Annotated in this window: 14 protein-coding genes; 10 read left to right on the top strand and 4 right to left on the bottom strand. The window is 59.0% G+C overall.

Going from position 1 to position 17226, the window contains the following annotated elements:
• The first annotated feature begins 342 nt into the window (after positions 1-342).
• The 3 genes from ydgH to folM all read left to right on the top strand — a co-directional run bounded on the left by ydgH (position 343) and on the right by folM (position 3612).
• On the top strand, positions 343-1293 hold the full coding sequence (gene ydgH, locus HMPREF3140_RS14460) for a DUF1471 family protein YdgH (protein ID WP_002903384.1): 951 nt from the start codon (positions 343-345) through the stop codon (positions 1291-1293).
• A 177-nt stretch (positions 1294-1470) separates the two neighbouring features.
• Entirely contained in the window at positions 1471-2853 is a 1383-nt protein-coding gene (locus HMPREF3140_RS14455; protein WP_004176332.1) for an amino acid permease, read from the top strand.
• Between the two features lie 36 nt (positions 2854-2889).
• The gene (folM, locus tag HMPREF3140_RS14450; protein WP_070553020.1) at positions 2890-3612 is read left to right on the top strand and encodes a dihydromonapterin reductase; all 723 of its coding nucleotides are present in this window, start codon (positions 2890-2892) and stop codon (positions 3610-3612) included.
• Here the strand turns inward: folM and HMPREF3140_RS14445 are convergent.
• Positions 3609-3944, bottom strand: a complete 336-nt coding sequence (locus HMPREF3140_RS14445; protein WP_002903379.1) for a GlpM family protein — start codon at positions 3942-3944, stop codon at positions 3609-3611. The genes folM and HMPREF3140_RS14445 overlap by 4 nt on opposite strands.
• A gap of 128 nt (positions 3945-4072) precedes the next feature.
• Here HMPREF3140_RS14445 and rstA point away from each other — a divergent pair, with 128 nt between their 5' ends.
• From rstA to tus, 4 genes are all read left to right on the top strand, one after another.
• On the top strand, positions 4073-4792 hold the full coding sequence (rstA, locus tag HMPREF3140_RS14440) for a two-component system response regulator RstA (protein WP_002903377.1): 720 nt from the start codon (positions 4073-4075) through the stop codon (positions 4790-4792).
• A 242-nt stretch (positions 4793-5034) separates the two neighbouring features.
• The gene (locus HMPREF3140_RS14435) at positions 5035-5397 is read left to right on the top strand and encodes a hypothetical protein (RefSeq protein ID WP_070553019.1); all 363 of its coding nucleotides are present in this window, start codon (positions 5035-5037) and stop codon (positions 5395-5397) included.
• A 256-nt stretch (positions 5398-5653) separates the two neighbouring features.
• A complete protein-coding gene (gene rstB / locus HMPREF3140_RS14430) occupies positions 5654-6955 on the top strand; it encodes a two-component system sensor histidine kinase RstB (RefSeq protein ID WP_004151564.1) in 1302 nt (433 codons plus the stop codon).
• Positions 6956-7030: 75 nt separating this feature from the next.
• Positions 7031-7963, top strand: coding sequence for a DNA replication terminus site-binding protein (gene tus / locus HMPREF3140_RS14425; protein ID WP_009760668.1), 933 nt, complete (start codon positions 7031-7033; stop codon positions 7961-7963).
• Here the strand turns inward: tus and fumC are convergent.
• Both fumC and fumA read right to left on the bottom strand, forming a co-directional pair.
• Complete coding sequence (gene fumC / locus HMPREF3140_RS14420) at positions 7953-9353, bottom strand: class II fumarate hydratase (RefSeq protein WP_002903315.1); 1401 nt, start codon at positions 9351-9353, stop codon at positions 7953-7955. The genes tus and fumC overlap by 11 nt on opposite strands.
• A 339-nt stretch (positions 9354-9692) precedes the next feature.
• The gene (fumA, locus tag HMPREF3140_RS14415; RefSeq protein ID WP_002903313.1) at positions 9693-11339 is read right to left on the bottom strand and encodes a class I fumarate hydratase FumA; all 1647 of its coding nucleotides are present in this window, start codon (positions 11337-11339) and stop codon (positions 9693-9695) included.
• A 201-nt stretch (positions 11340-11540) separates the two neighbouring features.
• On the opposite strand from fumA, the gene manA reads away from it, so the two are divergent.
• Together manA and HMPREF3140_RS14405 are read left to right on the top strand one after the other, a co-directional pair.
• A complete protein-coding gene (manA, locus tag HMPREF3140_RS14410) occupies positions 11541-12719 on the top strand; it encodes a mannose-6-phosphate isomerase (RefSeq protein ID WP_004176341.1) in 1179 nt (392 codons plus the stop codon).
• 86 nt (positions 12720-12805) lie between these two features.
• Positions 12806-14365 (top strand): YdgA family protein, encoded by a 1560-nt coding sequence (locus HMPREF3140_RS14405; RefSeq protein WP_021314121.1) that lies wholly within the window; start codon positions 12806-12808, stop codon positions 14363-14365.
• Positions 14366-14404: 39 nt separating this feature from the next.
• Here the strand turns inward: HMPREF3140_RS14405 and HMPREF3140_RS14400 are convergent, their stop codons facing one another.
• Positions 14405-15433 carry a Mal regulon transcriptional regulator MalI gene (locus HMPREF3140_RS14400; protein ID WP_004148253.1) on the bottom strand — a complete coding sequence of 343 codons (1029 nt, stop codon included), beginning with the start codon at positions 15431-15433 and terminating at the stop codon, positions 14405-14407.
• Between the two features lie 172 nt (positions 15434-15605).
• Between HMPREF3140_RS14400 and malX the strand changes: the two genes are divergently transcribed.
• Positions 15606-17198, top strand: coding sequence for a maltose/glucose-specific PTS transporter subunit IIBC (gene malX, locus HMPREF3140_RS14395; RefSeq protein WP_032411437.1), 1593 nt, complete (start codon positions 15606-15608; stop codon positions 17196-17198).
• The last annotated feature ends 28 nt before the right edge of the window (positions 17199-17226 follow it).

The raw sequence follows: 17226 nt of genomic DNA, 5'->3' as shown, positions 1-17226 counted from the left end.
TGCTTATTGTCAGCTCAGATGGGTCCGGGCAGCAATATTTACCTGAATTTGCCGCCCAGGCCTGATAATCCGCTTATCCTGCGGTATAAAACGCCATTTATCGCCATTGAGATCATTGTGTTAACATTACATTAACTAATAAAAGTGGTATTGATTATCGTTTTTGCTGGTCAAGCGCCTGTTTTTTCAACATATCGAAAAATGTTATCTTTCCGTAGTATACGATTCGGGCGGCAAGCAAAAATTGACGCAGACAGTCACGGCGATTAAATGCAATAATCAAACGTTTTCAGTCAACAACAACACCAGTATATGGTTTGCGCAAGGCAAAGGATTATTTTTATGAAGCTTAAAAACACCCTCCTGGCGTCTGCTCTCCTGACAACCGCCACGTTGTCTGCCCATGCAGCGACCGAGTTGACCCCGGAGCAGGCGGCTGCGCTGAAGCCCTACGATCGCGTTGTCGTCACCGGCCGGTTTAATGCCATTGGCGATGCGGTACAGGCAGTATCGCGCAAAGCCGACAAAGACGGCGCGGCCTCATTCTATGTTGTCGACACGTCGGACTACGGCAATGGCGGCAACTGGCGCGTCACGGCTGACCTTTATAAAGAAGACGCGCCGAAAGCGGATGCGCCGAAGAATCGCATTATCAACGGCGTGATGGAGTTGCCGAAAGATCAGGCCGTTGAGCTGATGCCTTACGACACCGTCACCGTTCAGGGCTTCTATCGCAGCCAGCCGGAAGTCAACGACGCCATCACCAAAGCGGCGAAAGCAAAAGGCGCCTATGCGTTCTTTATCGTCCGCCAGGTTGACGCCAACCAGGGCGGCAACCAGCGCATTACCGCTTATATCTACAAAAAAGATGCTGAAAAACGCGTGCTGCAGAGCCCGGACGCTATCCCGGCTGACTCTGAAGCTGGCCGCGCAGCGCTGGCCAAAGGCGGCGAAGCGGCGAAGAACGTGGAAATTCCGGGCGTTGCCACCACCGCCGCGGTGGGTTCGGGTACCGGCGTTGGGCGTTTCTTTGAGACTCAGTCTTCGAAAGGTGGACGTTACACTGTCACTCTGCCGAACGGCACTAAAGTCGAAGAAGTGAACAAAGTGACTGCGGCGCAAATGGTGCCGTTCGATAACATCCAGTTCACCGGCAACTACGGCAACATGACCGAAATCTCCTATCAGACGGCGAAACGCGCGGCGAAGAAAGGGGCGAAGTACTACCATATCACCCGCCAGTGGCAGGAACGCGGCGGCAACATCACCATCAGCGCCGATTTGTACAAATAATCGCTGCTGGCTGGCTAAAAAGGCGGCGCATTGCCGCCTTTTCATTTTTTTTCATCCCCCGCCATTGCATGGCCCCCGGACACTCCGTAAAATCCCGCGCCTTAGCGCAATCCTCCATTTTTATGCGATTTCGCAAAATAAATATTCTGGAACAGCCATTTTCACCTCGGGAATGCAATGGAAAAGAAACTGGGCCTGAGCGCCCTGACCGCCCTGGTCCTTAGCTCAATGCTCGGCGCTGGCGTATTCAGTTTGCCGCAAAATATGGCTGCCGTGGCCAGCCCCTCCGCTCTGCTCATTGGCTGGGCCATCACCGGCGTCGGGATCCTGTTTCTCGCTTTCGCCATGCTGCTGTTGACCCGTATTCGTCCCGACCTCGACGGCGGGATCTTCACCTACGCTCGCGAAGGATTCGGCGAACTGATCGGCTTCTGCTCCGCCTGGGGATACTGGCTGTGCGCGGTGATCGCCAACGTCTCCTATCTGGTTATCGTCTTTTCGGCGCTCAGTTTTTTCACCGATACCCCTGAGCTGCGCCTGTTTGGCGATGGTAATACCTGGCAGTCTATCGTTGGCGCGTCGGTTCTGCTGTGGGTCGTCCACTTTCTGGTCCTGCGCGGTGTTCAGACGGCAGCGGGGATTAACCTGGTGGCCACCCTCGCCAAGCTTCTGCCGCTGGGCGCCTTTGTCGCGCTCGCCGCCCTGGCCTTTCAGCTGGATACGTTCCGCCTCGATTTTAGCGGCCTGGCGCTGGGCGTGCCGGTATGGGAACAGGTCAAAAACACCATGCTGATCACCCTGTGGGTGTTTATCGGCGTGGAGGGGGCGGTAGTCGTGTCCGCGCGGGCGCGACACAAGCGCGACGTTGGCCGCGCGACGCTGCTGGCGGTGCTGTCGGCCCTCGCGGTGTATCTGCTGGTCACCCTGCTGTCGCTGGGCGTCGTCCCGCGCAGCGAACTGGCCGAAATGCGCAACCCGTCGATGGCGGGACTGATGGTCAGGCTGATGGGGTCGTGGGGGGAGATCGTCATTGCCGCCGGGCTGATCGTGTCGGTGTGCGGCGCTTATCTCAGCTGGACCATCATGGCCGCGGAGGTGCCTTTCCTCGCCGCCACTCATAAAGCCTTCCCGCGCCTGTTTGCCCGTCAGAATAGCAACAACGCCCCCTCCTCCTCATTGTGGTTGACCAATATCAGCGTTCAGGTATCGCTGGTGCTGATCTGGCTGACCGGATCGGACTACGGCACGCTGCTGACCATTGCCTCTGAGATGATTCTCGTGCCTTATCTGCTGGTCGGCGCCTTTCTGCTGAAAATCGCCACTCGCCCGCTGCATAAAGCGGTGGCTATCGGCGCCTGTATTTATGGCATATGGTTATTATACGCGTCGGGGCCTGTGCATTTGCTGTTGTCGGTGGTACTTTACGCTCCGGGTCTTCTGGTCTTTTTGTACGCCCGACGTACGCACCAGCACGATCGTTCGCTCAAACGCCGCGAAGTGGCGCTAATTGGTTTATTGCTGGTTGCCGCTGTGCCGGCAACGTGGATGCTGGTGGGGTAAGCGGTCGCCCTGCCGCAGAACGCATAGGAGATACCCATGGCTGAACAACAGCCCCGCCCGATTCTGATCACAGGAGCAGGCCGCCGCATCGGCCTCGCTCTGGCACACCATTTTCTGCAGCAGCGCCAGCCGGTCATCGTCAGCTATCGTACGCCCTATCCGGCGATTGACGGCCTGCGCGAAGCGGGCGCGCTCTGCCTGCAGGCCGATTTTAGCAGCGATGACGGCATTCTGACCTTCGCTGAAGCGGTCAAATCACACACCGACGGTCTGCGCGCCATCATCCATAACGCCAGCGACTGGATGGCGGAAAAGCCGGGCGTCCCGCTGAGCACCGTCATCAACCGCATGATGCAGATCCACGTCCACGCCCCCTATCTGCTCAACCATGCCCTGGAGGCGTTGCTGCGCGGCCATGGCCATGCCGCCAGCGACATTATCCATATCACCGATTACGTGGTGGAGCGCGGGAGCGACAAACATATCGCCTACGCCGCCAGCAAAGCCGCCCTGGATAACATGACCCGCTCCTTCGCTCGCAAGCTGGCGCCAGAGGTTAAGGTCAACGCCATTGCGCCGTCGCTAATCATGTTTAATGAGGGTGACGACGAGGCCTATCGTCAACAGGCGCTGGATAAATCGCTGATGAAAATCGCCCCTGGCGAAAAAGAGATTAGCGATCTCATCGATTACCTGTTTCCCAGCCGCTACGTTACCGGCCGCTCATTCGCTGTCGACGGCGGCCGCCCGCTGCGCTAGTGGAAACGGCTCCAGCCGAGGATTAACAGCCAGGCGCACAGCCCCCAGCATCCCACCGCGCCTGCCAGCGCCAACGGCAGGCGCATGATCCCGGTGAAATACCACAGTGACAGCAGATAGATAAAATAGGGAAGAATCGACCACATGCCGAATACGATGGTCGCGCGCAGGGCTTCGATCCCCCGCTCGCTGGCGACAATATAATGGGCGATGAGCGCAAAGGTGGGAAACAGCGGGACCAGGCCAGCGATAGCGTAGTTTTTGGTTTTCGCCAGCACGCCAATCAGCACCACCACCAGCGCTCCCAACAGCCCTTTGATTAACAGCCCCATGCCCGTATGCCTTAACAGTGAATCAATAAGTTAGGGCAGCATAGCGGATTTAACGCTGTTTATAAAAGAGTAATGGCGGGTAAAATAAGTGCGGTGTATGTTACTTCTTTTACTGATGTGCAATAGACATGAATAAAATCGTTTTTGTTGAGGATGACCCTGAGGTAGGCACGCTGATCGCCGCCTATCTCGGCAAGCATGATATGGATGTGGTGGTCGAGCCTCGCGGCGACCGCGCTGAGGAGGTGATCGCGCGGGAGAAACCGGATCTGGTGCTGCTGGACATTATGCTGCCCGGCAAGGACGGAATGACGCTCTGTCGCGATCTGCGCGGGCAATGGCAAGGGCCGATTGTCCTGCTGACTTCGCTCGACAGCGATATGAACCATATCCTCTCCCTGGAGATGGGCGCCAGCGATTATATTCTGAAAACCACCCCGCCAGCGGTACTTCTCGCGCGACTGCGTCTGCATTTGCGCCAGCATATTGCTCCGGCAGGCGCCGGATCCGCCTCCTCAACGCTCACGCCACATAAAACCATCTCCTTCGGCTCGCTGACCATTGACCCGGTCAACCGCCAGGTGCTGCTTGGCGGAGAAAACGTCGCCCTGTCGACCGCCGATTTCGATCTGCTGTGGGAGTTGGCCACCCACGCCGGGCAGATTATGGACCGCGACGCACTGCTGAAAAATTTACGCGGCGTTACCTATGACGGGATGGATCGCAGCGTCGACGTGGCTATCTCCCGCCTGCGCAAAAAACTGCTCGACAACGCCACGGAGCCCTATCGTATTAAGACCGTTCGCAACAAAGGCTACCTGTTCGCCCCTCACGCCTGGGATAACTAAGCAGCCCTTCTGCGGCCCTGCGAGGGGCCCGCTCATCGCGCACTCGCCGGCGGCAAAGTTATCACGTTTGCTGCCTGCTGCGTTCGTCCCTGGCGCGCACATTCATCACCGGAACTTGTCATATTGATTAAATCAATAGAATTAGCCGTACAGAACCCCATCACATAACTCCTCAATATGATTGTGCTCAAGGACTTACCGCTGTCAGAGTGACATAAAGCCTGAAAACACAGGACTTTTGCATGATGAAATACGTTGTACTTTTGGCACTCTCACTGTTCACTTCTCTCTCTGGCTGGGCTTTTTCCCTCGACAACGCCGATATTCGACTCCTCTGTCCGCAGCGCGGGCAAATCGAGGTGATCCTTCATCGCTATGAACATACCCAGCAATCCTGGGAGCAGCATGACTTTGAAACCGGCGGCGGCCACGTTCGCCAGGGGCCGCTGCTGGTGATCCCGTTTGCCAACCTCGATCAGATGATTTACCACCAGACCACCGGCGAGTTTGCTTACTGGTATGCCGAAACGGAAAAGCTGGTGCGCTGTCGGCTGCTGAGTCTGACGACCACCTATCCGGTAGACATTCCTTATTATCGTGAGTAGCGTATCCATCGACGCACAAAATACGATTGCCCTGCTCCCCCCGAGGGTGAAGAAATCACCGCATCGAGTGACACTGTCACCTTTTTACCGTTCTGTCTCCAGGCTGGCTATTGTCAGGGGGCATAAACCCTGCTTTGATAGCGTATCTATGATTTCCCCGCGCCTCGCCCGGGGATATCGATAACATTGACTCCCCGACGCGCAGAAGATGCCCCTGGGGCGCCAGACAGGTTTCTCTTGAATACGCGGTAATGTAATGAAAAAGCTGTTCGTGCAGTTCTATCTTCTGCTCTTCGTCTGCTTTCTGGTGATGACCATGCTGGTCGGTCTGGTCTATAAATTTACCGCGGAGCGCGCCGGACGGCAGTCGCTTGACGATTTGATGAAAAGCTCGCTGTATCTGATGCGCAGCGAGCTGCGGGAGATACCGCCGCGCGACTGGAGCAAGACCCTTAAAGAGCTGGACCTGAATTTATCGTTTGATCTGCACATCGAGCCGATCAGCAAATTTAAGCTGTCGGAAAGCTCGATGCAGCACCTGCGCGCCGGCGATATCGTCGCCCTCGACGATCAGTACACCTTTATTCAGCGCATTCCCCGCAGCCACTATGTGCTGTCGGTGGGCCCGGTGCCCTATCTCTATTTTCTGCATGAGATGCGCCTGCTGGACGTGGCGCTGATGGCGTTTATTGCTATCTCGCTGGCCTTTCCGGTGTTTATCTGGATGCGCCCGCACTGGCAGGACATGCTGCGCATTGAGACGGCCGCCCAGCGCTTTGGCGAAGGTCACCTCAGCGAGCGCATTCACTTCGACAGTATGTCCAGCTTCGAGCGGCTCGGGGTGGCCTTTAACCAAATGGCCGATAACATTAATGCGCTTATTGCCAGCAAAAAGCAGCTGATTGACGGCATCGCCCATGAACTCAGGACACCGCTGGTACGCCTGCGCTACCGTCTGGAGATGAGCGAGAATCTCACCGAGGCGGAATCGCAGGCGCTGAACCGCGATATCGGTCAGCTGGAGGCGCTGATTGAAGAGCTCCTGACCTACGCCCGCCTCGACCGCCCGCAGACGGAGCTCAGCCTGACGACTCCCGATTTTCCCGCCTGGATCAGCGATCACGTCGAGGATATCCAGATGGTTAACCCACAGCGCGAGGTCGCCCTGGCGACGCTGACCCACGGTAACTACGGCGCGCTGGATATGCGACTGATGGAGCGGGTGCTGGATAATTTGGTCAATAACGCCCTGCGCTACAGCAGCCAGCGGGTGGCGGTCAGCCTGACGCTGCAGGGTTCGCGCGCATCGTTGCTGGTTGAGGATGACGGCCCGGGAATCGCCCCCGAGGAGCGCGAGCGGGTGTTTGAGCCCTTTGTCCGCCTTGACCCCAGCCGGGACCGGGCGACAGGAGGCTGCGGCCTCGGCCTGGCGATTGTCCACAGTATCGCCCAGGCGATGGGCGGCGAGGTGCGCTGCGAGGCCAGCCCTCTCGGCGGCGCCCGCTTCTGCTTTAGCTGGCCGGTCTATCATCAGCTGCCTGATTTCACCTCTGCCTGAATAAAACTTGCGCAGAAGCCGCGGGCTGGGTATGCTGCAAAAATCTAATAGTATGTTGTAACTAAGGTGGTAATAATGGCCAGCTACGACCTCGTTGAACGTCTGAATAATACCTTTCGCCAGATCGAGCTGGAGCTGCAGGCGCTCCAGCAGGCGTTAAGTGACTGCCGTCTGCTGGCGGGCCGGGTATTTGAACTGCCGGCGATCGGTAAGGATGCCGAGCACAATCCGCTGGCCACTATTCCGGTGGTGCAGCACATCGGCAAGACGGCCCTGGCGCGCGCCCTGCGCCACTACAGCCATCTGTTTATCCAGCAGCAATCGGAAAACCGCAGCAGCAAGGCCGCCGTACGCCTGCCGGGGGCTATCTGCCTGCAGGTTACCGCCGCGGAGCAGCAGGATCTGCTGGCGCGTATTCAGCATATCAATGCCCTGAAGGCCACCTTCGAGAAGATCGTCACCGTCGACTCCGGCCTGCCCCCCACCGCCCGTTTTGAGTGGGTACACCGTCATTTGCCGGGGTTGATCACCCTAAGCGCCTACCGCACGCTGACGCCCCTCGTCGACCCGAGCACCATCCGCTTCGGCTGGGCCAATAAGCACGTCATCAAGAATCTGACCCGCGACCAGGTGTTGATGATGCTGGAGAAAAGCCTGCAAGCGCCGCGGGCGGTGCCGCCGTGGACCCGGGAGCAGTGGCAGAGCAAACTGGAAAGGGAGTATCAGGATATCGCCGCCCTGCCGCAGCGGGCGCGGCTGAAAATAAAACGACCGGTGAAAGTCCAGCCGATCGCCCGCGTCTGGTACGCCGGCGAGCAGAAACAGGTACAGTACGCCTGCCCCAGCCCGCTGATCGCCCTGATGTCCGGCAGCCGGGGGGTCAGCGTACCGGATATTGGCGAGCTGCTGAACTATGATGCCGACAATGTGCAGTATCGCTACAAACCGGAGGCGCAGTCGCTGAGATTGCTTATCCCGCGCCTGCACCTCTGGCTGGCTAGCGAATAGCCAGGCTGCCGACCATCTCTTCCGGGCGCACCCAGCTGTCGAATTCGGCTTCCGTCAGGTAGCCCAGCGCCAGCGCCGAGGCTTTGAGAGTCAGCCCCTCATGGTGCGCTTTTTTAGCGATTTCCGCCGCCTTGTCGTAGCCGATATGGGTATTCAGCGCAGTAACCAGCATTAGCGACTCATTGAGCAACTGACTGATCCGCTCGCGATTCGGTTCAATACCCACCGCACAGTGCTCGTTAAAGCTCGCCATACCGTCCGCCAGCAGACGCACCGACTGCAGGAAGTTGTGGATGACCATCGGGCGATAGACGTTAAGCTCAAAGTTGCCGGAAGCACCGCCGATATTCACTGCCACGTCGTTGCCCATCACCTGGCAGCAGACCATGGTCAGAGCTTCGCACTGGGTTGGGTTAACCTTGCCCGGCATAATCGATGACCCTGGCTCGTTTTCCGGGATGGCGATTTCACCAATGCCGCAGCGGGGGCCGGAGGCCAGCCAGCGGACATCGTTAGCGATTTTCATCAGCGAGGCCGCCAGGCCTTTCAGCGCGCCGTGGGCATGGACCAGGGCATCCACAGTGGCCAGCGCTTCGAATTTGTTCGGCGCGGTGACAAATGGCTGTCCGCTGAGCGAAGCCAGCTCGGCCGCCACCCGTACGGCATATTCCGGATGGGTATTCAGCCCGGTTCCTACCGCCGTCCCGCCCAGCGCCAGCTCGGCAAGATGCGGCTGACTGGCTTCAATGTGCTTCAGGCTATGGTCCAGCATCGCCACCCAGCCGGAGATCTCCTGGCCTAAGGTGAGCGGCGTGGCGTCCTGCAGATGGGTGCGGCCGATCTTGACGATATCCCTGAAGGCCACCGCTTTTTCATTGAGCGTCGCCCGCAGCGCCTGCAGCGACGGGATCACTTTTTCCCGCAGGGCAATCAGCGCCGCGACGTGCATGGCGGTGGGGAATACATCATTTGAGCTCTGGCTCTTATTCACATCGTCATTGGGATGAATTTTTCGCGCCATCCCCCGTTCTCCGCCGAGCAGTTCACTGGCGCGGTTGGCCAGCACCTCGTTCATATTCATATTGCTTTGGGTGCCGGAGCCGGTCTGCCAGATAGCCAGGGGGAACTCCTGCGCGTGCTTTCCGGCCAGCACTTCGTCAGCGGCGGCGACGATCGCCCCGGCTTTCTCCGCCGTCAACAGTCCGAGATCCTGGTTAACCTTCGCCGCCGCCCGCTTGGTCAGCGCCAGGGCGTATATCAGCTCCCCGGGCATTTTTTCGGTCGAGATGCGGAAATGCTCCAGCGAGCGCTGGGTCTGGGCGCCCCAGAGTTTATCGGCCGGGACCTCGATGGCGCCCATCGAGTCTTTTTCACTGCGATGCGTTGTCATTACTTTCTCCTTGGATGAAAAGTGCGTCATAGCGACAAAGCTCACCTGCTTAAAAGACTAAGTATTGGCCAGATTGATAAGTTGTTTTGGTGGTTCGTGCCGCGAAGCGACATAAAAAAAGCCGCCCCGAGGGGCGGCCCAGACCGCTGACAAAATGCAATCGTCGGGCTTGCCCGGCGGCGCTGCGCTTGCGCGGGCCTACAGAGAACTGCATAACTTATTGATATTGCTGTTTTTCGTAGGCCGGGTAAGGCGAAAGCCGCCGCCCGGCAGAAAGGCGCTCACCCTAACGAAAACAGGTTTGTCATCGACCAGCGCCGCCCCGAAGGGCGGCGTGGGTTACTTCACGCAGCGGGCGCACTGCGAGGTCTGGATCTGCTGGAAGAAGTCATTGCCTTTATCATCAACGAGGATAAAGGCCGGGAAATCCTCCACTTCAATTTTCCAGATAGCCTCCATACCCAGCTCCGGATAGGCCACGCACTCGAGGCTCTTGATGCTCTGCTGGGCCAGCACTGCCGCCGGGCCGCCGATGCTGCCGAGGTAGAAGCCGCCGTGTTTGTGGCAGGCGTCGGTGACCTGCTGGCTGCGGTTGCCTTTCGCCAGCATGATCTTGCTCGCCCCATGGGACTGCAGCAGATCAACGTAAGAGTCCATGCGGCCTGCGGTGGTCGGCCCCAGAGAGCCGGAGGCGTAACCATCCGGCGTCTTGGCCGGACCTGCGTAGTAGATCGGGTGATCTTTGACGTACTGCGGCAGCGCCTCGCCGTTGTCGATAAGCTCCTTCAGCTTAGCGTGGGCGATATCGCGGGCGACGATGATAGTCCCGCTCAGCGACAGGCGGGTGGACACCGGATACTGCGACAGCTGAGCCAGGATCTCGCTCATCGGCTGGTTAAGATTTACCTTCACCGCTTCGCCTTCCCCGGCCTGGCGCAGATGCTCAGGGATATATTTCCCCGGGTTGCTCTCCAGCTTCTCGATCCAGATGCCGTCGCGGTTAATCTTGGCTTTGATGTTGCGGTCGGCGGAACAGGAAACCCCCATCCCTACCGGGCAGGAAGCGCCGTGACGCGGCAGACGGATCACGCGGATATCGTGGGCAAAGTATTTGCCGCCGAACTGCGCGCCGAGACCAAGGTTCTGCGCCTCCAGCAGCAGCTCCTGCTCCAGCTGCACGTCGCGGAACGCCTGGCCGTGCTCGTTACCTTCGGTCGGCAGGCCATCGTAGTATTTGGTGGACGCCAGCTTCACGGTCTTCAGCGTCGCTTCCGCCGAGGTACCGCCGATCACGAAGGCGATATGGTACGGTGGACAGGCGGCAGTACCGAGGGTGCGCATCTTCTCGACGAGGTAATTTTTCAGCTTCGCCGGGGTGATCAGCGCTTTGGTTTCCTGGTACAGGTAGGTTTTGTTCGCCGAGCCGCCGCCCTTGGCGATGCAGAGGAATTTGTACTCATCGCCATCGGTAGCATAGAGATCGATCTGTGCCGGCAGGTTGGTGCCAGTGTTAACCTCTTTATACATATCCAGCGGCGCGTTCTGCGAGTAGCGCAGGTTGTCCTGGATATAGGTGTTGTACACCCCCTGCGCCAGGGCGGCTTCATCGCCGCCGCCGGTCCACACGCGCTGGCCTTTTTTACCCATGATGATCGCGGTGCCGGTGTCCTGGCAGGTAGGCAGAATACCTTTGGCGGCGATATCCGAGTTGCGCAGGAACTGCAGCGCGACGTATTTATCGTTTTCGCTGGCTTCCGGATCGTTAAGGATATCCGCCACCTGCTGCTGATGAGCAGGGCGAAGCATAAAGGAGGCGTCGTGGAAAGCATGCTGCGCCAGAAGGGTCAGCGCCTGAGGGTCAACTTTTAGCACTTCCTGGCCGGCGAATTCGGCGACGGAGACGTAATCACTGCTGAGGAGATAATACTCGGTGTCATCCTTTTTGAGCGGAAAAGGATCCTGGTAAACAAACGGTTTATTCGACATTGTACTCTCACTTACTGCTTTGGCTGATTATGTTTCAGGCAGGGACTCCATGTGCCTGTAGAAAAGCGAGTCGAACAATCTTACACAATTTTTTAACAAAAACTGAGACAAGGACGACTTTTTCTTTCAGCAGTTGCTTCTCCACCGTTTGCTGGTTTAATAGGGCGATAAAATTTACTTTGTTTGAAACAGGGATTGAGAATGCAAAAGCTGATTAACGCCGTGCAGAACTATGCATGGGGAAGCCACACCGCCTTAACTGAACTGTATGGCATCGCCAACCCGGACAATCTGCCGATGGCAGAGCTGTGGATGGGGGCGCATCCGAAGAGCAGCTCGCAGATCCTGGCGGCCGACGGCCAGCCGCGTTCACTGCGCGAGGTGATTGACGCGGATAAAGCCGCTCTGCTCGGCGACAAGGTTGCCGCCCGCTTTGGTGAACTGCCGTTCCTGTTTAAGGTACTGTGCGCCGCTCAGCCGCTCTCAATTCAGGTGCATCCCAACAAGCAGGCCTCGGAAGAAGGTTTCGCCCGCGAGAACGCCGCCGGTATCCCGCTCTCCGCCGCCGAGCGTAACTACAAAGATCCGAACCACAAACCGGAGCTGGTTTTTGCCCTGACGCCGTTCCTGGCGATGAATGCATTTCGCGAGTTCAGCGAGATTGTCACCCTGCTGCAGCCGGTGGCTAGCGCGCATCCGGCAATCGGCGCCTTCCTGCAGCAGCCGGACGCGACTCACCTGAGCCAGCTGTTTGCCAGCCTGCTAAATATGCAGGGTGAGGAAAAGGCCAAGGCGCTGCAGGTGCTGCGCGACGTACTGGCCCGCGAACAAGGCGAACCGTGGCAGACTATCCGCCTGATCGCGGAATTCTATCCGGACGACAGCGGCCTCTTCTCCCCGCTGCTGCTGAACGTGGTGAAGCTGAACCCAGGCGAAGCGATGTTCCTGTTTGCTGAAACGCCGCACGCCTATCTGCAGGGGGTGGCGCTGGAGGTGATGGCCAACTCGGATAACGTACTGCGCGCCGGCCTGACGCCGAAATACATTGATATTCCTGAGCTGGTTGCTAACGTCAAGTTCGAGGCTAAACCGGCGGGTGAGCTGTTGACCCAGCCGCAGCGTCACGGCGCGGAACTCGACTTCCCGATCCCGGTGGAAGATTTTGCCTTCTCCCTGCATGACCTCTCCGCCGAGGCCAGCGATCTGGCCCAGGCAAGCGCGGCGATCGTGTTCTGCGTCGACGGTGAAGCCGTACTGCGCAAAGGCGACCAGAGCCTGACCCTCAAGCCGGGCGAGTCGGCATTCGTGGCCGCCAGTGAATCGCCGGTGCAGATCAGCGGCCGCGGCCGCGTGGCGCGCGTTTTCAATAAGCTCCAGTAAGCGACTGACCCTTAAGGTCGCGCTTACTGTTGGTGATAACTCAGCCAGGCGGTCTCTCCGCCTGGCTTCATTTATGGATAAATGCTATGAAAAAATCGCTGGTCGCAGCAGGAGTCATCGTGGCGCTGGGCGTGGTATGGACAGGCGGCGCCTGGTTCACTGGTAAACAGCTGGAAGGCCGGATCGCCGATATGGTGCAGCAGGCAAACGCCCAGCTGCGCAGCAGCGCGCCGGAGTCAGGTCTGGAGCTGAGCTATCAGGACTACCAGCGCGGGCTGTTCAGCAGCCATCTGCAGCTGGTGGTGAAGCCGATCGCTGGTCAGGCTAACGGCTGGCTGGCCGCCGGGCAGAGCGTGGTGCTTGACGAAGTGGTCGATCATGGCCCCTTCCCGCTGGCCTCGTTAAAAGCCTTTAATCTGGCGCCGGCAATGGCTTCCGTCCACACCACGCTGGTGAAAAACGACGCCAGCCAGGCGCTGTTCGAGATAGCCAAAGGCGACACCCCCTTTACCGTCGATACGCGCATTGCCTACAGCGGCGACAGCCAGTCGGCTATCGTCCTTAACGCCCTCGACTACGCTAAAGGCGATGAGAAAGTCACCTTCAGCGGCGGTCAGTTCCAGCTCGACGCCGACCGCGACGGCAAAAACATCAGCCTGAAGGGCCAGGCCGGCAGCGGGCAGATCGATGCGCTCAACGAATATAATCAGAAGGTACAGCTGCGCTTCGTCAACCTGACCACCGACGGCGCCACCGAGCTGGCTAGCTTCAACGAACGTATCGGCCAGCAAAAAATGACCCTCGATAAACTGGCCATCAGCGTCGAAGGCAAAGAGCTGGCGCTGATCGACGGCATGGCGCTGGACGGCGGCTCGACGCTGACCCAGGACGGCAAAGGCGTGAACAGCCAGGTGAACTACACCGTCAACAGCCTCAAGCTGCAGGGGCAGGATATGGGCAGCGGCAAACTCACGCTGAAAGTGGATAACGTCGACGGTCAGGCGTGGCACCAGTTCAGTCAGCAGTACAGCGCGCAGTCTCAGGCGCTGCTGGCGAAACCGGAGCTGGCGCAGAATCCGGAGCTGTATCAGCAGGCCCTCACCGAAACGCTGTTCAATGCGCTGCCGATCCTGCTCAAAGGCAACCCGTCGGTGACCATCTCTCCGCTGAGCTGGCGCAATGCCAAAGGCGAAAGCACCCTCAACCTCTCGGTTCTGCTGAAAGATCCGGCCCAGGTGACCGCTCCGCCGCAGACCCTGGCGGACAGCCTGGATCGCGTGGTGCAGTCCCTGGACGGCAAAGTGGTGATCCCGGTGGATATGGCGACGGAGTTTATGACTAAGATCGCCGGTCTGGAAGGCTATCAGCCGGCCGATGCCGCCAAGCTTGCCGATCAGCAGGTCAAAGGCCTGGCGGCGATGGGCCAGATGTTCCGCATTACCACCATGGAAGATAACGCCATCAGCAGCAGTCTGCAGTACGCGAACGGCCAGGTGACGCTGAACGGACAGAAAATGCCGCTGCAAGATTTTGCCGCGATGTTTGGTCTGGAAGCGCCTTCGCTGCCGGACAGCGCGCCGCAGGAAGGCCAGCCGCAGCAGGATGACGCCGCTCCTCAGCAGGACGACGCCCCCCCGCAGCCGTAACTTATCGGTACAGGAGACGGCCAGCGCGCGCCGTCTCCCTCATTTTCGCGTCACCAGCCGCGGGGGCATAATCTGGTTTCGCGTCTCGCCAGTCCCCTCTTCCAGCCGCCGCAGCATCGAATCCGCCAGGCTTTTCCCCATCTCCCGCGCCGGGGTGGTCACCCAGGTGAGGGGCAGGTCGTCGAGGGCGGCCTCCGGCACGTCGGCAAACGCCGCCAGCGCCACCCGCTGCTCAAAGTAGCTCTCGACGCCATCTTCCCCGCTCTGTCTTCCAGCCCGTAACAGACCGAACCACGCGCCGGTGGCTACCACGTTGTTGTAGCACAGCACCGCGGTAATGGTCGGATTCTGGCGCAGCAGGCCGGTCATCGCCTCCGCCGCCTGCTTCTGGCTGGACTCGCACTCCAGCACCCATTCGCTGTGAAACGGCAGGCCGTATTTCAGCAAGGTGGCGCAATAGCCGCCGACCCGCTCGGCGCGCGTCAGCGAAGCACTCTGCCCGCCGAGCCAGGCGATCCGCTGATGGCCGCGGCGGATAAGATGCTCCGTCACCAGCTGCGCCGCCTGCATGTTGTCCGGGCGGATCAGGTCGACATCGTCAAGATAGCTGGCGCGGGAAGCAAACACCAGCGGCACCCCCGCCTCCGCCGCACGCTCGCGCAGCTCGCTCCCGCGGTCGATCGCCCCGGCGATAATCACCCCGTCCACCCCCTGCGCCGCCAGCGTATCAAACCGCTGGGCCATCTTCTCGCCGCTGCGGCCTCCCTGGGTGAGAAATACCATTTTCCCCTGCCTCTCCAGGGCATCGGTGAGGCCGGCGGTTAATTCAGCATAAAACGGTTTTGACAGGTCGCTGACGATAAGGCCAATCACCCCGCTCTGCCCACCGCGCAGCGAGGCCGCCTGACGATTGCGCACAAATCCCAGCTGTTCGATAGCCTGATTAACCCGCTCGCCGGTGGCGCTGGAGATGCGCCCTTTGCCGCTCAGTACCAGTGAAACGGTACTCACGGAGACGCCGGCAGCCAGCGCCACATCATTGATGGTGATCTTTTTTGCGATTGCCATAACCTGCTGGCTGACTCCCTTGCCTGTCGATAAATCGTTTTATCATTGTGCGATCTTTATAAACCTTATTATCGCTTGAATATGTGATTTTTATCGCACTAAAAAGTGGTAAAACGTTTTATCTTGCCGTGGCGTTAGTTCTCCCGACCACTTATGAATCAGGAACCGTGCTATGACGGCGAAAACAGCACCAAAAATCACCTTATGGGAATTTTTCCAGCAGCTGGGAAAAACCTTCATGCTGCCCGTAGCGTTGCTCTCGTTTTGCGGGATCATGCTGGGGATCGGCAGCTCGCTAAGCAGTCACGATGTTTTGACTCTGCTGCCGTGGCTGGATATGCCGCTGCTGCAGGCCATCTTTATCTGGATGAGCAAGGTCGGCTCCTTTGCCTTCAGCTTCCTGCCGGTCATGTTTTGTATCGCCATCCCGCTGGGTCTGGCGCGAGAGAACAAAGGCGTCGCCGCCTTCGCCGGCTTCGTTGGCTACGCGGTCATGAACCTGGCGGTCAACTTCTGGCTGACCGCGAAGGGTATTCTGCCCACCACCGACGCCGCGATCCTGAAGGCCAACAATATCCAGAACATTATCGGCATTCCGTCAATCGATACCGGGATCCTCGGGGCGGTGATCGCCGGAATTATCGTCTGGCTGCTGCATGAACGCTTCCATAACATTCGCCTGCCGGACGCCCTGGCCTTCTTCGGCGGCACCCGCTTCGTGCCGATCGTCACCACCGTGGTGCTGGGGCTGGTTGGGCTGGCGATCCCGCTGGTGTGGCCAGTCTTCGCTATGGGGATCAACGCCCTCGGGAAGATGATCAACAGCGCCGGGGATTTTGGGCCGATGATCTTTGGCACCGGCGAGCGACTGCTGCTACCGTTTGGCCTGCACCATATTCTGGTGGCGCTGATCCGCTTTACCGAAGCCGGCGGCACCCTCGACGTCTGCGGCCACAGCGTCAGCGGCGCGCTGACCATCTTTCAGGCGCAGCTGAGCTGTCCGACGACCCACGGGTTCGCCGAAAGCGCCACCCGTTTCCTGTCGCAGGGTAAAATGCCGGCATTCCTCGGCGGCCTGCCGGGAGCCGCGCTGGCGATGTACCACTGCGCCCGTCCGGAAAACCGACATAAAATTAAAGGCCTGCTGATCTCCGGGGTCATCGCCTGCGTGGTCGGCGGCACCACCGAGCCGCTGGAGTTCTTGTTCTTGTTTGTCGCGCCGGTCCTGTATGTCATCCACGCGCTGCTGACCGGTCTCGGCTTTACCATCATGGCGGTGCTCGGGGTAACCATCGGCAACACCGACGGCAATATCATCGACTTCGTGGTGTTTGGCATTCTGCATGGCCTGGCGACCAAGTGGTATCTGGTGCCGGTAGTGGCGGCTATCTGGTTCGCGGTCTACTATGCCATCTTCCGCTTCGCCATCACCCGCTTCAATCTGAAAACGCCGGGCCGCGACGTCGACACTGCCGCCAGCGTGGAGAAAGCCGTCGCCGGTACCATCGGCAAATCCGGGTATAACGTACCGGCGATTCTGGCGGCGCTCGGCGGCGCAGAGAACATTGTTTCGCTGGATAACTGCATTACCCGTCTGCGCCTGTCGGTGCACGATATGAGCAAAGTGGACGCCGCCGCGCTGAAAGCCCATCGCGCCATCGGGGTGGTACAGCTCAACCAGCATAATTTGCAGGTGGTTATTGGCCCGCAGGTACAGTCGGTAAAAGATGAGATGGCCACGCTGATGAATACCGTGCAGGCCTGATCCCACTAGTCCCCCTCCGCTACGGAGG

The organism is Klebsiella sp. HMSC16A12 (assembly GCF_001808265.1).
In the GTDB taxonomy this organism is placed as follows: Bacteria; Pseudomonadota; Gammaproteobacteria; order Enterobacterales; family Enterobacteriaceae; genus Klebsiella; species Klebsiella pneumoniae.
Note: the sequence above shows the minus strand (reverse complement) of the source record. Positions and strands in the feature narration are given on the sequence as shown.

What these genes read in the sequence shown, in the direction of transcription:
- manA (WP_004176341.1), top strand. Translation starts at nt 11,541, where the DNA reads ATGCAAAAGCTGATTAACGCCGTGCAGAACTATGCATGGGGAAGCCAC.
- rstB (WP_004151564.1), top strand. Translation starts at nt 5,654, where the DNA reads ATGAAAAAGCTGTTCGTGCAGTTCTATCTTCTGCTCTTCGTCTGCTTT.
- fumC (WP_002903315.1), bottom strand. Translation starts at nt 9,353, where the DNA reads ATGACAACGCATCGCAGTGAAAAAGACTCGATGGGCGCCATCGAGGTC.
- rstA (WP_002903377.1), top strand. Translation starts at nt 4,073, where the DNA reads ATGAATAAAATCGTTTTTGTTGAGGATGACCCTGAGGTAGGCACGCTG.
- ydgH (WP_002903384.1), top strand. Translation starts at nt 343, where the DNA reads ATGAAGCTTAAAAACACCCTCCTGGCGTCTGCTCTCCTGACAACCGCC.
- HMPREF3140_RS14405 (WP_021314121.1), top strand. Translation starts at nt 12,806, where the DNA reads ATGAAAAAATCGCTGGTCGCAGCAGGAGTCATCGTGGCGCTGGGCGTG.
- tus (WP_009760668.1), top strand. Translation starts at nt 7,031, where the DNA reads ATGGCCAGCTACGACCTCGTTGAACGTCTGAATAATACCTTTCGCCAG.
- folM (WP_070553020.1), top strand. Translation starts at nt 2,890, where the DNA reads ATGGCTGAACAACAGCCCCGCCCGATTCTGATCACAGGAGCAGGCCGC.
- HMPREF3140_RS14445 (WP_002903379.1), bottom strand. Translation starts at nt 3,944, where the DNA reads ATGGGGCTGTTAATCAAAGGGCTGTTGGGAGCGCTGGTGGTGGTGCTG.
- HMPREF3140_RS14400 (WP_004148253.1), bottom strand. Translation starts at nt 15,433, where the DNA reads ATGGCAATCGCAAAAAAGATCACCATCAATGATGTGGCGCTGGCTGCC.
- HMPREF3140_RS14455 (WP_004176332.1), top strand. Translation starts at nt 1,471, where the DNA reads ATGGAAAAGAAACTGGGCCTGAGCGCCCTGACCGCCCTGGTCCTTAGC.
- fumA (WP_002903313.1), bottom strand. Translation starts at nt 11,339, where the DNA reads ATGTCGAATAAACCGTTTGTTTACCAGGATCCTTTTCCGCTCAAAAAG.
- malX (WP_032411437.1), top strand. Translation starts at nt 15,606, where the DNA reads ATGACGGCGAAAACAGCACCAAAAATCACCTTATGGGAATTTTTCCAG.
- HMPREF3140_RS14435 (WP_070553019.1), top strand. Translation starts at nt 5,035, where the DNA reads ATGATGAAATACGTTGTACTTTTGGCACTCTCACTGTTCACTTCTCTC.